The organism is Mesorhizobium sp. P2_C7 (assembly GCF_056404515.1).
Window position 1 is genome coordinate 104,810 of sequence record NZ_JBFUDW010000014.1, and the last position, 16,531, is coordinate 121,340.

Annotated in this window: 11 protein-coding genes; 8 read left to right on the plus strand and 3 right to left on the minus strand. The window is 63.5% G+C overall.

Annotated elements, in window-relative coordinates; genetic code table 11:
* Positions 1 to 27: 27 nt before the first annotated feature.
* The 3 genes from AC1D2G_RS25935 to AC1D2G_RS25945 form a co-directional block, all read right to left on the minus strand.
* Positions 28 to 723 carry an SDR family NAD(P)-dependent oxidoreductase gene (locus AC1D2G_RS25935; RefSeq protein WP_477417552.1) on the minus strand — a complete coding sequence of 232 codons (696 nt, stop codon included), beginning with the start codon at positions 721 to 723 and terminating at the stop codon, positions 28 to 30.
* Positions 724 to 763: 40 nt separating this feature from the next.
* Positions 764 to 1,486 carry a glutathione binding-like protein gene (locus AC1D2G_RS25940; RefSeq protein ID WP_477417554.1) on the minus strand — a complete coding sequence of 241 codons (723 nt, stop codon included), beginning with the start codon at positions 1,484 to 1,486 and terminating at the stop codon, positions 764 to 766.
* A gap of 262 nt (positions 1,487 to 1,748) precedes the next feature.
* The gene (locus tag AC1D2G_RS25945; RefSeq protein WP_095080404.1) at positions 1,749 to 2,189 is read right to left on the minus strand and encodes an Lrp/AsnC family transcriptional regulator; all 441 of its coding nucleotides are present in this window, start codon (positions 2,187 to 2,189) and stop codon (positions 1,749 to 1,751) included.
* Between the two features lie 132 nt (positions 2,190 to 2,321).
* On the opposite strand from AC1D2G_RS25945, the gene rocF reads away from it, so the two are divergent.
* From rocF to AC1D2G_RS25985, 8 genes are all read left to right on the plus strand, one after another.
* Complete coding sequence (gene rocF, locus AC1D2G_RS25950) at positions 2,322 to 3,254, plus strand: arginase (RefSeq protein WP_457151213.1); 933 nt, start codon at positions 2,322 to 2,324, stop codon at positions 3,252 to 3,254.
* Between the two features lie 2 nt (positions 3,255 to 3,256).
* Positions 3,257 to 4,312: an ornithine cyclodeaminase gene (locus AC1D2G_RS25955; RefSeq protein ID WP_477394575.1), complete on the plus strand. Its 1,056-nt coding sequence runs from the start codon at positions 3,257 to 3,259 to the stop codon at positions 4,310 to 4,312.
* Between the two features lie 370 nt (positions 4,313 to 4,682).
* A complete protein-coding gene (locus AC1D2G_RS25960) occupies positions 4,683 to 5,813 on the plus strand; it encodes a hypothetical protein (protein WP_477303400.1) in 1,131 nt (376 codons plus the stop codon).
* Positions 5,810 to 7,138, plus strand: a complete 1,329-nt coding sequence (locus AC1D2G_RS25965; protein ID WP_477417556.1) for a hypothetical protein — start codon at positions 5,810 to 5,812, stop codon at positions 7,136 to 7,138. Before AC1D2G_RS25960 ends, AC1D2G_RS25965 begins: the two co-directional genes overlap by 4 nt.
* Positions 7,135 to 10,983, plus strand: coding sequence for a coiled-coil domain-containing protein (locus tag AC1D2G_RS25970; RefSeq protein WP_477417558.1), 3,849 nt, complete (start codon positions 7,135 to 7,137; stop codon positions 10,981 to 10,983). Before AC1D2G_RS25965 ends, AC1D2G_RS25970 begins: the two co-directional genes overlap by 4 nt.
* A complete protein-coding gene (locus tag AC1D2G_RS25975; RefSeq protein WP_477417560.1) occupies positions 10,980 to 12,320 on the plus strand; it encodes a hypothetical protein in 1,341 nt (446 codons plus the stop codon). The genes AC1D2G_RS25970 and AC1D2G_RS25975 overlap by 4 nt, the downstream gene beginning before the upstream one ends.
* A complete protein-coding gene (locus tag AC1D2G_RS25980; RefSeq protein WP_477417562.1) occupies positions 12,317 to 14,362 on the plus strand; it encodes a hypothetical protein in 2,046 nt (681 codons plus the stop codon). Before AC1D2G_RS25975 ends, AC1D2G_RS25980 begins: the two co-directional genes overlap by 4 nt.
* Positions 14,363 to 14,382: 20 nt before the next feature.
* On the plus strand, positions 14,383 to 16,503 hold the full coding sequence (locus AC1D2G_RS25985; RefSeq protein ID WP_477417564.1) for an RICIN domain-containing protein: 2,121 nt from the start codon (positions 14,383 to 14,385) through the stop codon (positions 16,501 to 16,503).
* Positions 16,504 to 16,531 lie beyond the last annotated feature (28 nt).

Genomic DNA, 16,531 nt, shown 5'->3' on the forward strand with positions numbered 1-16,531 from the left:
TGGCTGTTGCAGTCGGCTACTTGTGCATCAAAAATTCTCCACCCAAGGCCGCAATTCGATCTCCCACGTCCAGGCGCTTCGATGCTGCTGATGGATTGCGAGATAGGCGTCGGCGATCGCGTCCGGCGACAGCCAACGGTCGGGCGGGGTGGAGTCTGGCGACCGCACCGGGTCGCTGGATGCTATGCCGCCATCGATGACGAAATGCGCCACGTGGATGTTCTTTGGCGCAAGCTCGCGCGCCATCGACTGCGCCAGCCCACGCAGACCAAACTTCGGCATTGCGAAACCGGCGGAATTGGCAAAGCCCTTGACGCTGGCCGTGGCTCCCGTGAACAGGATCGATCCGGCGCCCGCGGCCTGCAACCGACGTGCTGCTTGCTGACCGAACAGAAAGCCGCCATAGGCACCCACGAGCAGTGCTCTTTTCACCTCCTCCGGATCGAGATCGGCAATGCCGCCGCGCACGCGGCCGGCCGCATTGAAGATCGCCAGCGAGAGCGGGCCGATGCCATCCACCGCACGGAACAGGTTTTCCACCGATGCCGGGTCCGACACGTCGGTTGAGATCACCTCGGCCCCGGTCTCGGTGGCAAGCGCGTCGAGCTTCGCAACATTGCGCGCCGCCAGCACCAGCTTGAATCCTTGGCGGCTGAATACCCTCGCCAACGAGGCGCCAAGGCCGGATCCCACGCCTGCGATAACGGCAACTTTGCTTGTCATGGTTCTCTCCGACGTTGCGCCCTTGTGATGGGATAAGCCCTCAGTCAGGCAGATGAATAGCTCGCTGGTTGTAAAGGATCTTGCGGATGTGGGCCTGTTCCTCCGGCGTAAGCTTGCTCTGGTCGGTTGACAGGTCGGCGCCCACCGCCAGGCCACGCTGCACGCCCGGGCGCGCGCCGACCTCCTCGAACCAGCGTTTGAAATGCCTGAACTCATTGATGTCCTGGCCCTGTGCCTGCCAGTTGACGGTCCAGGGATAGCTGATGATATCGGCGATGGTGAAGTCTTCACCTGCAAGGTAGCGGCGATCGCGAAGTCGCATATTGAGGACGCCGTAGAGCCGGTTTGCTTCGTCGGTGAAGCGGCGTAGCGCATAGGACTGGTCGCCTTCCCTGTCGCCCAGCCTGCGGAAATGACCCGCTTCGCCCAGCTTCGGCCCCTGGTTGGCCATCTGCCATATCACCCACTGCGCGACATCGTACTTGGTGCGCAGGTCCTGCGGCCAGAGCTTGCCGGTCTTCTCCGCAAGATAGAACAGGATCGCGCCGGACTCGAACACGCCGACGGGCGCGCCGCCGTCTTTCGGTTCGGTATCGACGATGGCCGGCATGCGGTGGTTGGGGTTGAGCTTTAGGTATTCAGGCGTGAACTGGTCACCATGTGAGATGTCCACAGGCTTCAGTGCGTAAGGCGTGCCTGTCTCTTCCAGGAAGATCGAGATTTTTTTGCCGTTGGGCGTCGGCCAGTAATAGAGATCGATCATGCTGCGTCCTGCCTGCACTGTTGGGGAAGCGGCATCAGCTTCGCGCCATTCGCTCATGAAGCAAGCTAGACGAAATCGGGTTCCGGTTCACGAAGCGACGATCTACGGATGCACGATTTTGAGGAAAAATTGTCTGTACGAGGACGGAGGCTGAGCAAGCGTCAGGACGCGCTTGACCGTGGCCCGCGGGCAGCTACGGCACCAGCGCCGCCTACGCCGGAATAAACACCGTCAGCCTGATGCCGGATAATGGACAAATTGCTTACGTTAGTCGTGCTCGCGTGGTGCGCGGCGTGGCCAGGAGCAGGCTTGTTTCGCTGCCCGTTATGCCGGCAATCAATCGGATGCGCCGTAGCACAGCATCGAAATCTGTCAGTGATGCCGTCCCGAGTTCGACCACCAGATCCCACCGGCCATTGGTGGTGTGGATGGTCGAGACTTCCGGGAAGCCGCCCAGCGCCCGGACCACGCGGTCGGCGGCATGGCCCTCGATCTCGATGAGCATGATACCGCGGATGCGCTGATCGACGGCGTCGGCGCGCAGCACCACCGTGTACCCGATGATGTCGCCGGACCGTTCCAGGCGCTCCATACGCGCCCTGACCGTGGCGCGCGAGACGCCGAGATCGACGGCGAGATCCGACACGCTGCGCCGCGCGTCATGCCGCAGCAAGGTTACGAGCCGTTCGTCCAGCGTATCCATCAGCTTACCATTTTGATCAGTTCTGCTGCCAATACGATAAACAATGCATTTCGAATTGCCAATTCTGCCTGTTCATATCGCCGGCTCGCCATGGTTCTCTCGCGGCATTCGAACTTGGCCGTGGGAAAAACAATGCGTTGCAAAATCGTCGGGGCACCGGTGCAGGACGGCGCTGGCAGAATGGGCTGCGAAATGGGGCCGAGCGCCCTGAGGACCGCCGGACTTGTTGAAGTGCTGTCCGGCCTCGGCCACGCTGTCGAGGATATGGGCGCCGTACAGGCGATGCCGGCGAGACGCATTTCGCATGGCAATCTGGCGCTGAAGGCCCTGCCCGAAATATCGGCGTGGACATCCGCCATTGCCGCAGCCGCCTACGCGGCGAGCGAGGACGCCATGCCGATCTTTCTCGGCGGCGACCACTCGATCTCGGCCGGGACCGTGTCGGGTCTCGCCCGCCGCGCCGCTGAGACCGGGCGGCCGCTGTTCGTGCTGTGGCTCGACGCGCACCCGGACTTCCACACGCTCGACACCACCGCCAGCGGTAATCTGCACGGCGTTCCGCTCGCTTACGCCAGCGGCCAGCCGGGTTTCCACGGCTATTTTCCGGATCTGCCGGCAGCGGTCGATCCCAAGCGTATCTGCACGATGGGCCTGCGCAGTGTCGACCCGGCCGAGCGCAGCGCGCTCAACCAGGCGGGCGTGACCGTGCACGACATGCGCGCCATCGACGAGCATGGCATCGCGCCGCTGCTGCGCGCCTTCCTGGCGCGGGTGTCTGATGAAAACGGGCTGCTGCATGTCAGTCTCGACGTTGACTTCCTCGATCCCTCGATCGCGCCCGCAGTCGGCACCACGGTTCCCGGAGGCGCGACGTTCCGCGAGGCGCATCTGGTGATGGAGATGCTGTCAGATAGCGGCCTCGTCTCCAGCCTCGACCTGGTCGAGCTGAATCCCTTTCTGGACGAGCGTGGCCGCACCGCGACGCTGATGGTCGACCTGACCGCGAGCCTGATGGGCCGCCGCATCATGGACCGGCCGACCCGCAGCCATTCCGGGAGCTTTTGATCATGACCACAGCAAAGCTGAACATCGTCCCCTTCGTCAGCGTCGACCGCATGATGAAGCTGGTGAATGTCATCGGTGTCGAGCGCTTCCTGACCGAACTCGCTGGCTACATCGAGGAAGACTTCCGTCGCTGGGACCTGTTCGACAAGACGCCGCGCATCGCCTCGCACAGCCATGACGGCGTCATCGAGTTGATGCCGACAAGCGATGGTCGCCTCTATGGCTTCAAATATGTCAACGGCCATCCGAAGAACATGCGCCAGGGTCTGCAGACGGTCACGGCCTTCGGCGTACTCGCCGATGTCGGCAGCGGCTATCCGATGCTGCTCACGGAAATGACCATCCTGACTGCCCTGCGCACCGCCGCCACGTCCGCTGTCGCGGCCAAGTATCTGGCACCGAGCGGCGCGCGCACCATGGCCATCATCGGCAATGGCGCCCAATCGGAATTCCAGGCGATCGCCTTCAAGGCGCTGACCGGCGTCGATCGGCTGAGGCTCTACGACATCGACCGGTCCGCCTCGCGCAAATGCGCCAAGAACCTGGCTGGCATGGGTTTTGATATCACCATCTGCGAAACCGGGCAGGAAGCGGTCGAAGGTGCCGGGATCATCACGACCGTTACCGCCGACAAACAGTGCGCCACCATTCTCACCGACAACATGGTCGGCTCCGGCGTCCACATCAACGCCGTCGGCGGCGACTGCCCCGGCAAGACCGAACTGCACAGGGACATCCTGCTGCGCTCCGACATCTTCGTCGAATTCCCGCCCCAGACACGCATCGAGGGCGAGATCCAGCAGCTGGATCCCGACCATCCGGTGACCGAGCTCTGGCAAGTGATTGCCGCCAAGGCGCAAGGCCGCCGAGATGCCAAGCAGATCACCCTGTTCGATTCAGTCGGCTTCGCGATCGAGGATTTTTCGGCGCTACGCTATGTGCGTGACCAGCTGCAGGCGACTGGCCTCTATGAGGAACTCGACCTGCTCGCCGATCCCGACGAACCGCGAGATCTGTTCGGCATGCTGCTGCGGGCCGCTATGCAGCCGGCAGCATAACAAGGCTCATCTCGAGAACAGCAGGTCTCTGCCTTGCCAGCCGAGCCAGATTTCCTTTTACGTTTGAACAGAAGTTTAGACGCTCAGGGAAATGGATCGAAGGTGCGCAAAAGACAGTTCTTTACGATCCGTTAACCGCGTCGATACTTTGGCGCAAATTTCCGTTACGGAAGCCAAAAACCAGGTGCATTGGTCGCCAATCCGTTTTAGTTTACATTCTATAAATGCGTTATTTGGCGAAGTTGACTTTGAGTTAGCCACGCTTTTTGTGGCCGATCCTCGCTGTAACGATCCAATACAAAATTGATCTTGCAAAGATATTGCCTGTAAAGAGCGATGAGGCTGCCGCTTCGGTGGCCGGGGGGCTTTCGTGCATTTTCTTTTGCTCGTCTTGCTGAAGAGATACGTCTTCAATCCGGCGATTGTCTTGGCAGCCTTCCTTGTCTACGGCGAAGGAACTCACCTTGCCGCAGCTCAGCAAATGTGCGGCCAGGCGCTGTCACAGTGCGACCTGCAGACCGACTCCGCATGCCTCGAGCGCACCTATGCCTGCGGTGAATATGATACCGTTATCCAGTCGCTCTTCGTCGAGCGGTTCGAACCGACGCCCGACCAGAAATACTTCGTCGGCGCATCGTTTTACGGCCGCCACATCCGCGAGCGCGCCGCCGGCGTGCAGTGCGAGATGGTGAAGTTCGCGCGCGAATACCTGACCGACTACCTGTCCGGCGTCGAGGCCGAGTTCACCACCAGCGGCTCGTTCGGCACGATGCGACAGATGGATCAAATCTATCATGCCGCGCAGATGCTGACCGACCTCGGCGACGTCACCGGCTGCCCGGAATCGGCGCTGACACGCGCCACCGTCGAGGACATCGCCCGTAGCGAGGCCGTACGCTATGCGCGCTCGGTGTTCCTGCAGCCGCCGCCGGAAGCTCGTTCCTCGTTCGACACGCTGCAATTGGCGCTGAGAAGCTTCGTCAGTCGGGCGTCCGATCTCGAGACGGGCATCGCCCTGCGCCGCGTCGAGATCAAGTCGGCCGAAACGCACCTGAAGGCGATCCGCGTCATTTTCGCCGATATCTTCGGACCGGTGACCGGGGCGGGCGCGACGCTGGTCGCCAACACCTCGATCCTCGACGGCCTGGCTGCGAAGACGACRCAGATGTTGCGCTCGGTCGAAGTGTCGGAGGGAGAATTCAAGCGGGCACTGGGCAACGTCACGCCAGAGCAATACGCCAATCTCAATCGCAACACGGTCGCCAGCGCGGAGGATTTTCTCAAGGTCTCCGCCTTCCACATCAACATGATCGGGGTGCTGCTGCCGACCGATCCGGCAAAGCCCTTCTGGCGGCTGGACGCCGAGGTTCATGCCGACAACGCCGCCCAAGGCGCATTCAACGATCTCGCCAAGGTAAAGGCGGACTGGAAGGCGCACGGCGCGGCCACCGGCATCTGCGCCCAGGCAGGCGCTGCCGACAGGGTGTGGTACTGCCGATGACAAGCTTCCGAGCCATCGCGTTGTCCGTGATTGTCAGTTGCGTCCTGGCCGGCGCGGCCGGTGCCGCATCGATCCTGGAGCGCGCCTACACTTCGGAGAAACTCGACGGTTTCTGGAACGCGACGCTCTCCAACGCGACGCCCGAGACGAGCCGGTTCAGCCTGCTCGCCCCCGGTCCCGCCGCCGTCGAACCGAGCCACGAGGCGACGCAGCCCGATTTCGGCTTGCCCTTCACTGGCGAGGTGGTCGGCGAGGCGTCGGGCTCCTCCGGCGGCAGCCGCAGCGTCGGTTTCCCGATCATCCCGCTTTCGGCCGACGACGCCTCGGTGCTGATGCGAAGGCTCGCATGGTCAGAAATCTACCTCAGCCGCTACCGCTTCTTCGCCCCAATCTCGACCGATAGCGCCGAAGAGCTCGCCGCGCTCGTCGGCCGACAATACGCCGCTGCCGTCGAGGCCTACCTGATTACCGGGCGGCTTTACTTCTCCGGGGCCGACTTGCCGGAGAAATGCCGGCACCTGACGCGGATGAACGAGATCAATGCCGGGCCTTTGTCGGGCGCCAGCCTGGATTCGCTGCCTGCGGCCTGGCGTCCGCTGTTCCCGATCGTCGAGGCCGTGCGTGCACGGCTTGGTTCGGACGCGCTGGCGAAACTGGTCTGTTCGGTCAAGCCGGTACGCGGGCGCGCCGAGACGACCGGCCTGATCGAGACGCGGGTGCGCGCGCAAATCGTCAAGGCAGTCAGGACGAAGGTCGACGACACGCTCAACCTGATGAACGCCGCTTCGACCGAATACCAGTCGCTGGTCAACGAGATGGACGTGTCGATCAAGTCGGCCGAGGTGATGGAGCTGGAGCGTGTGCTCGGCAACGCACAGGCCAACATGGTGCTCGTCAAAGAGGATCAGCTCAAGGCAGCCGAGACGATCGCCACGCTGCAGGCTGTCGACCTCTCCAGCCTCAACCAGCCGGAATCGCTGAAGGAGTTCGAAGACGGCAAGGCAAGGATGACGCAGATCGTCGGGCAGATCGAAGGCGTCATGACGGCTCTCTCCGGCCTCGCGCATGTCGTCGACGATCCGGCGATCACCGCCGAGCTTTCTTCCTGCGCAGGATTGGCCGGAGCGTATTCGAGGCTCGACCTCACGCTCGACACTGGCGCGCTGACCGCGACGATCAACGGCCCTTACGAGGACTGCATCAACCATGCCCGGGCGGTGGTCGGGCGGTTCCAGAATCCATCGCTTTCCAAGGCGCAGATGGCCGAACTCGCCCGGCACGTGCGCCAGATTTCCGAGGTCTTTCTGTCGACGGGGCAACCATGAGACGGTTCTTCCTGCTTTGTGGACTGGTCGCCAGCATCGTTTTCGGCGCTGCGGGAATGGCGCGCGGGCAGGACTGCATGGCGCTCGACATCGACGCGGCCGCCGGCCATGCCGGCGAGCTGACGACGCTGCTCAAGATCGCCAATTTCCGCGCCGACGTGAAATACATGGGCGAAGTCGCCACCGAACTCGAACAGTTCCTGACGACCTGCGGCGACGAGGCGACCGGACGGCTGGCGATCGTGTGCGATTTCGACTGCCACCTGCAACTCGGGCGCTATCGCCTGTTCCTCGCCGCCGACATGCCCTTCCTCTCGTCGGCGAGCGGCGTCAGCCGAAACGATACGCCGGTTTCGCCGCAAGCGGCGCAGGAATTCGGCCGGCAAGGCATCGAGATCGTCGACCGGGGCCTTCGCATTCTCGCTCGACAACAAGGCGGTGACCAGGGCACCGCGGCGGGAGCAGATGCGAGTTACCGCACCTTCGTGCGGCAGCTGACGGCGCTGTCCTCGTTGAAGATCCAGCTGCTGATGAACACCGGGGACGTCTGGTACCAGACCGTCTCGGAGGCACGCGTCAAGGCGCTCGACTTCCTTGTCAACGATACGCTGGGCGCCGTCGGAGGCGCTGGCCTCGACAGCCAACCCAACCTCTCCAAGGCCTACACCAATTACGAGGCCGCGATGTGGGTGCTGGTCGAGACGCAGATGGATATTCCGGGCGAGTCCACCTACGACGACCTGCGCGCCGACCTGCTGCTGCAGCAGAGCGACCTCGATGCGCGCATGGACAGCGTGCGCAAGGGCTTCCTGTTCCTCAACATCGACCCGATGCAGTTCACGACGATCCCGTTCGAGGACCTGCAGCAGGCGTTGACCGAGAGCGAGCAGCGGTTGACCGAGGTCGAGCGCAATGTCGAGGCGCTGGTCGAGCGGTGGTACGCCAACAAGGAAGGCGAAGCGACGCGCGCTCTCGACGAGGAGCGGACGATCCGCAGCCAGGAAGTCAACCTTATCGCCCACAAGATCGGCAAGCTGGAGCATGAGGCGCAGACCTTCGCCACCACTGTCCAGCAAGAGATCAACGCGGTCGACGCCGAGAAGGACACATTCGGCTATCGCCAGCAGATCAGATCGCTGGAGATCGAGCTCGGCACCAAGATAGCCGAGTTCGAAAACCAGCGCCGCCAGATCAATGACAGGCAGGAACTCGACCTCATCGTCCTCTCCAAGGAGGCCGAGGTCGAGCGGCGCAACGAACTGCGCTGGCTGCTGAACTGGGAAATGACCCAGATGAACCTCGATCTGCAGATTTCCTCGCTCGAGAGCCAGATCACCGAATACGCCCGCCAGACGGAGCGCAACGCCAACCAGCTCGAACAGGCGGTTCGCCAGCGGCAGATCCTTCAAACCCAGATCGCCAACAACCACGGCGCGATCGCCCGCGCCAACGACACAATCACCGAACTGCAACTGCGCCAGACCGACCTCTATCAGCGCCGCAGGGCCGTCGACCGCGAGCAGCTTTGCGGCATCGAGAATCAGCTCGCCCTGATCGGAGATACGGCCGACCATCCGTTCACGCCGCTGCTCGCGGGCGAACAGGCATGCCAAACTGTGACGCCGGCCTTCACGCGCAACCAATACGTTGCCCAGATGTGCGGCCCGGACGGTCAGTCGGGCCTCAGGGCCCAGCTCTTGAACTCGCAGACACAAGCGAAAGCGTTCCTGATGAAGTGCGTCATCGGCAGCGCCGACTTCGCCGATGTCGAGCCGCTGATCGCCGACCAGCAGATGATCACATCGAACATCCCGCTGCCGCAGGAACTTGCGAACGTCGATTGCGGTTCTTTTTCCCAGACAGAAACGGACTTCGCCAAGAAACTCTACGAAGCCGAGAGGGACCTCTATGCGAAGAGGAAGGCGGACCTCGAGGAGGCGCGTGACCAGGTCGACGGCCAGTTGTCGGAAGTGATCGCCTGGTTCGTCGCGTTCAACGGCACCACACAGGCCGCGCAGGTCATCCTGACTTCGGTGCAAGGTGCATACTCGATCGGCGCCGCGGTGCCCGAAATCATCACCTGCGCCTGCGGTTTGGGCAGCGGCGTCGCGACTGTGGTGGACGTCGCCAAACCGATCAGGGCGGCCTTGGAAGCGGCCCAATCCATCCTGTCGACGATCATCACCACCGGCCAGATCACTCAGGCGAATATTAATGAAATCAACGCGCTGAAACAGCGCCTCACGCAGCTCCGCCAGGCGATTGGCCAACTCGATCTCGACAAGGCGCTCAAAGCAAGGGCGCTGGTCGACACGCATTTCCAATTGGCCGGCCGGTTGGCGCAAGGGGCGCAGGAGATCAAGGAATTGGCGCTACAGGGCTCGATGGCGGCGGTTGACTGCCAGAGCCAGGATCTCAGCATCGACGAGCAGGTGGCGCGGCTCAAGTCCGACCACGAACGCATCCTCGCCGGGCTCGATCTTCAGGCGCGCGAGAACGACATGCTGAGTTTCCAGATTACGGACCAGCAGCGCACGATCGACCGGCTGACCAACGAGATCGCGATCCTCAATCTCGAACTCGACAAGCTGTCCCTGTCGGAAGCCCAGCTCAACCAGGACAATGCACGTGTCGCCGAACTGGTCGCGGCAACCAACGGCCGCATCGACCGCGTCCGCGCCGCGCAGACGACAGTGACAGGCCTCGCCGAGGAATCAAATGCCTCGACCAACCTGATCAACGAACTGCGCGACCGGCAGAAGGACAAGATGCTGGCGCTGAACGATGCCGAACTCGCCTTCGTCGAGCAGCGCATCACGCAGTCGCGTGGCAACACCGAGGAACTCGTCGCGGGACTGAACCAGGCCAAGGATCTTGGTCTGAAGAGCCGCGCGCTGCAGGACAGCATCCTGAAGTTCCAGAGCAACGTTCAGGCCGAGGTGACAAAGCAGCAGGAGGACATGACCAAGCTCGTCACCCAGATCGACGATCCGGCGACGCGCAAGAATCTGTTCATCGCGACCCAGGACACCATCGCCGACCTGATGAAGGGCATTCCCGAATATCTGGTGACCAAGCGGCGCGTGCTCGAGACCGCCAACCGGCTGATGCACCTGATGCGGCGCCGCTTTGAAGTGGTGCAGGCCTTCACCGGCGACGCGGCGACAGTGCCCGCGGTCTATGTGCGCAACGCAACCCAGCTCCAGGCGATGATCGACGACATCGTTGCCAAGCGCTTCTTCGACGAGCGGCAGATCAACATCGATGTCGCCCAGATCGTCGTGCCCGCCAATTCAGGTTTCGCCCGCAAGCTGGCGCTCGACGAGAATGTCGAGTTCGAGGTTTCCCCTTTCGCGTCGACCGACGCGCTGATGAAGGCAAACGGCTATTTCGCGCTGTGGGCGCCCAACAAATTCCGCGAGCGCAAGAACCTGACCCTGATCGATGTCTTCGCCGGCACCGACTACCAGTGCACGGGGGCGCAGTGGAACCGCTTCGCCCTGCAACACCGCGGCAGCGGCTTCATCTTCAAGCCGCTGACCAAGGGGTCGAGCGAGGTCCGCGCAGACATTTCGGTCGGGCCGGAGCGCGTCGCGTTGCAGACCTTCTTCAACCAGGCCGACAGTGGCGACGAGATCAGCCGGATCATCCGCTACTGGGTGCAGGATCGCTACCAGGCGCGCAAATTCCCGCGCGCGCCCGGACCATCGAACGACACYAGCCTGATCCTGCCTTATCTCGGCGCGCCGCTGATCGGCTCCTACCGGCTGTCGCTGCAGCCGAGCGACTGCCCGTTCGACGGCGCCGTGTTCACCCTCTATTTCATCTTCGCGAGCGCGCCATGAGAGCCGTCGTCGCCACAGCAGCGCTCGGTCTGGCGCTCAGCGCGACGGGAGCGGCCGCGCGCGACCTCTTCGTCGACAATCTCGCCGGCTATACGATCGAATCGCGCATTCTCGACGCTCCCAACTGCGAGGGGCCGGCCATTCCGGACGGCACGCTGAAGACCTTCGAGCAAGGCCTCTGCGTCTTCCACCGCCCGGCCCGCAGTCCGAGCGACAGCGAACGTGCGGCCAACCTGATGCGGGAGGCGCAGACACGCGGACTGCCGCCCGTCCACCAGCAACTCGCCGGGCTGATTTCAGGCTTGGCGACCTGCGCCGAGGCGACGCGTCACCTCGACGCCTACCGGGCTTCCGGCAACCAGAACCGGATGGAGCAGACGCTGTTCTGCCGCGACCGGCGGCACAGCCAGGCCGACCTGAACGCGATCGAATGGAACCATGCGCTGTTCGAATATGCCGACGGGCTCGCTTCGAACCGAACGCTCGACCAGAGGCTGGCCGAGATGAGCGCCTGCCAGGCCGGGCCCTTGAGCGCCGATTTCGACGCCCAGTGCGGCCTGATCTCCAATCTGTCCGACACCGAGATCGATGCCTTCGCCGACGGGGCCGCCGGCAAAGTCATCGAGAGCTACTTCGCCAGCGTCGAGAGCCCGATCACCGCGATGTTTTCGCGCAAGCTGAAACGAGCCGAGGGCCTGGTGCAGAGTTCGCGCGCCGGCATCGATGACATCAAGGCGGGCGCCGACACAGTGAACAAGGAATACGCCGCATTGAACCAGGTCTACGAAGCGGCGCGCGACACAAAGATGGGGCCAATCTACAACGCCTACCGCGAGGCGATCCTGAGGGCGACCTCGATCCTCGACGAGTTCGACCGGTGGAAGGGCGGGCTGTTCATAACCTCGGAAAACATCAACCTGATGCCGAAGATCACCGAACGATCGGGCGAGATCGCGGGCGAGAAGACGCGCGTCGACGGCCTCGCCTTCGAGGCCAAGGCGAGCGCGCTGGTCGGCGACATCAAGCGCATCATCAATGCCGACGCCGAGAACCGCGCCGCGGTCGCCGCCTTCTGCCGCATCTATTTCTGCGAACTGACCAACCGCCGCGCGATGGCCGACGTCATCCGGACCTGCCGTCGGCCGGCGCTTGCCAACAACCCGCTGTGCGTCGGCCAGAACGGGCAGATCACCAATGGAACTCTTACGGTCGACTTCCAAGGGCCGCATTCGATCACGGTCAAGGCGCTGTGCCAGTCAGCCGGCCTCGATCCTTTGATGACCGAGGTCAATATGGACCCCGCCCGCGCCGCAAGCTGCTTGAGCGAATTGAGATGAGACAGGCGGTCGTGTTGCTCACCCTAGTTGTCGCGGGCACGTCAGTGGCCCGCGCCGAGCCGCAGCTTGCCGCTTTCGTCACCGACCAGAACAACGACGTCTATGTCGCGCTTTTCGACGGCAAGGCGGTGGAACTTGCCGGCTGCTCCAGCCCGGGCCAGGCGAAAAGGTTGCTGCACCTGGCTGACACCGCGCTAGTCTCGGAGGCGACGCTCGCCAAGCTTCAAACTGAAAACAGTTTTGGGACGCAGCCGCGGCTGCCATGCCCCGGGACGGCATTCAATATCGACTGGCCGGCGACGACCGCGATCTGGGCCGATGTCGAAGCATCCGGCAACTACTATCTGCCTTCCCCCTCGGGCACCGGCTATTTCGCCGTGCCCACTGCCTGCGCCGAGATCAAGGCGGCACTTGCCATCCGCGAGCGGCTGCAACTGCCGGGCGTGCTCCAGGGTTTTGCCGCGCCGCCCGACGTCGGGACACCGTTCGTACTCGATTGCGGGCGCGGCGATCTCGGCGGTCCATCGGACATAGCGGCGGCGAGCGTGGCCCGTTGGAGCCTGCACCGGTTCGAAACCTTCCTCAGCGCCGAAAGCATCGGCGACACGGTCTATGTCGTGCGATACACGCCGCCAGGCGAAGGCGCGCAGCCCTCCTACCTGCCGATTGCGCGCCTCGACGGCAAGGCGACGCGCGACATCATCGCAGATGTGGCCGCCGCGGAAGCGGCAGAGACGAAGCTGCGGGCATTCTTCGGCATCGCCGAGGCCGAAGCCGTAACCCTGCTCGGCGCCGACGCTGTGGCGGTGCTTCGTTCAGCGCCCTTCGTTGACCTGTGTCTATCGAATTGCGATGGCTATCAGCGCGAGCACGCGGCCTTCGCGCAGCCTGGCATCGACCTCGGCCTGTCGCCGCTGTCCGCTGGCCTGTCCATCACCTCGCTCGACCCCCTCGGCAATACGCGGCTGGACTGGACCTTCGCAGAAGGGCGGACGCTGTCCTTCACGGGTTGCCCGCTTCTAACATCGGCGCTTGGCCTGTCCGCCCCCGGCATTGGCGACTGGATGGGCGAGACAGATCGCGCGCTGACCGCCACTCCGCCGCCGGGTACCGGTTTCGACTGTCGGGGGTCGGCCAGCGATACCTGCGTTCGCCGCGTCAATGATGGCGGCACGCTGACGCTGGCGCAATTCTCATCCGAGGGCGATTGCGCCGGACGGACGAATCTCAGGCTCGAACTGCCCGCATCGGTCAAGGCGCCGCAGACACTTATCCTGAAGGGATTGCCGTTCAAGACGGTGCACATGGCGCCAGCCCCCGGCGTCGCCCGCACGCGGCTCGTCGGCACCGCCAACCGGGTGCCTGCCGGCACGTCCTCATGCATCCTGTCCGCGACCGGGGTGATCATCGTCGCGGACGGGTTGCCTCGGCTCGAACTCGAGCGGATCGACCTGGCGCGGGCGGCCGATCAAACGACCGATGAGGTCGTCGCCGTGATCGCTCAAAACGGCGCGGTCGCGCTCGACGATGTGACCATCGGCACCGTGGCGGACGGACTGTCACCGATGGCGCGCGGCGCGTCGCTGTGCCTGGCCGACCTTTATGCGCGAGGGCTCAGAGTTGAAGCAGACATGCTGGCGATCCAGGGCGTTCGGGCCCGGCTGCTGATCTCGGCCCAGGCGCCGGTCCGCTCCACCCTTGTCCGCGCGCGTTTCGGCGCGGTGCTCACTTCCGACAGCCTGATGCGGATGGACTTCACCGACATCGCCGCAGCCAATCCGCTGGTGTTGCGCGGGGCGGTCGTGGCGGGTCGCTCGGACGGGCTGGCGCCGACGGCAGCCGGCCTTGCGGTCGGCTCCGCTATCCAGCTCGAGCGCGGTTCGTCGGCGAATTTCACCACCTCGACGGTGTCCGGCTTCCGCTGCGCTGTCAGCTTCGCCGACAGCGCCTCCAGCGCCAGTTTCCTGCTGCCGGGCAACGACATCGCACACGACAATACCAGCCGGGCCTGCGGGCCGGGCCGCTTCAGCCTCGTCGAATAGAGCGAAAGGAGGATTGGCAGATGAACCGTATCGCCCGATCGCTGCTCCACCTGCTGGCGCTGCTCGCGGTGATCCATGCCGGTCCGGCCCGGGCCGACGAACCGAAGGTCGTCCTGTTGGAAGACCCGACGCTTAACGCCACCCGCTTGCACTATCCCCTGCTCATCTCCGAAGGTCGCGGCTACCGCATCCGCTGCAACGACCAGGCCGACGAGGAAGCGGTGATCCGCGGACTGGGCTTCGCCACCGTCCCCTCGCAAGTGCTGACCGTCGTCGACAACGCAGTCATCGCGGCCGACCCAGCCGCCAATCCGCTGTTGTGTCCATCCGGCGAGAACTACCCGATCAAGGTCTTTGCGCATGATGGCGGCAGCGGCATCGTCTACTATCTGCAGTTCCCGACCGATTTCGGTTCGCCATCCCTTTCCGACCAACTCTACATTCCCGGCTGCGGGCCTTTGGTCGAGGGACTGAAGCTCGACCTCAATCAGGCGATCGACGCCGACCCGACCCCATTCTTCGCCGGAAAGGTCCATACCATCGCATGCGTTGCGGGGCCGCCGGTTGTCGGAAGGACGACGACCTTCGCCAGTTGGTGCATCAAGGATGACCTTGATCCGGCCCAGCAGACGACGGTCGAGGAACTGCTCGACCTGACACCCGGCGGCGCCGCGGCCCTTGGCAATCCGGTGGCGTGCGCAAGCGCACAGGATTTTCTCGCGTCGAGCACGACGCTCGACCTGGCCGGGCGACGGCTGACAAACCTCGAGCCGCTGGCGACACTTACCCATCTGACGAGCCTGACCTTGTCCGGCAATGAAATTACCGACATGCGCGACCTGGAAAAGCTGACCAAGCTTACGTTCCTCGATCTGTCGCGCAATCGGATCAGCAACATCAGCGTGACGGCGGTGATGAAGGATCTGGCCGAGGCCGACCTCAGCTCCAACCAGATCGCCGATCTACGGCCGCTCGCCTCGGCACGGGCGCTGACCCGGCTGGTTCTGGCCAGCAACAAGATCGTCGACGTGTCGCCACTACGGTTTCTGCAAGAGCTCACCGCGCTTGACCTGTCGAAGAACCGGATCACGGATGCGCGTCCCTTGATGAGCCTGACCAAACTCGCCGCTCCGAACCTGCGCGCAAACCGCCTGGCCACGGCGCAATCCGTCAGCGCCATCCTGCCATTCAATCCGTCGCTGGACGGCAATCCGGTCTGCATCAGTCGACCCGAGCAATCGACCGTGGCCTCCGGCAAGATTTTTGAAGCCTGCATCACGGCAGTGAAGGAAGGCGACGTGGTGCTGGCAAACATGCAGACCGGAAAGTGCCTGGCTGTGGCCGAGGGGCGCCTCGACAACAACGCCCCTGCCGTCCAGTTCAATTGCGACGGCGACCAGTGGCGTCGCTGGAAACTGGTCGAGACGGAGGATGGTTTTCAGCTGCAGAACGTACGGACCGGAAAATGCCTGACGATTGCCGGCGGGGTCAGCACCGATAACAACGTCCCTGCCCTCCAATTCGACTGCGACCGGGACGCATCGCGACATTGGAAGCTGACCGCAACCGGCGACGGCTTCCAGGCTGAAAACGTGCAGACGGGGAAATGCCTGACGATTGCCGGCGGGGAGAGCACCGACGACGACGTCCCTGCCCTCCAGTTCAACTGCGACCGCCATCCGTCGCGATTCTGGAGCATCCGGGCGGCTGACCCCGAAGTCATGCTGGTGAACAGGCAAACCGAAAGGTGCCTGTCGGTCGCGGAAGGAAGAACCGACAACAACGCACCGACGGTGCAATTCGACTGCAACGGCAGTCAATGGCAGCGCTGGAGGCTGGTTGAGACAGGCGACGGCTTCCAGGTGGCGAACGCCCAGACGGGCAAGTGCCTGACGATTGCCGGCGGGATCAGCACCGAAAACAACATCCCGGCCTTGCAGTTCAACTGTGACAGCGACCCTTCGCGCCGCTGGAACCTGGTCGAGACGCGCGACGGCGTTCAGGCGGAAAACGTCCAGACGGGCAAGTGCCTGACCATTGCCGGCGGAGTGAGCAACTTGAACAACATCCCGGCCCTTCAGTTCACCTGCGACCGCGATCCGTCAGGCTACTGGACCATCAAGGCGGCGGACGAGAGGTAGTGCTGCCAGTCGCCCGGGCTGATTGAGC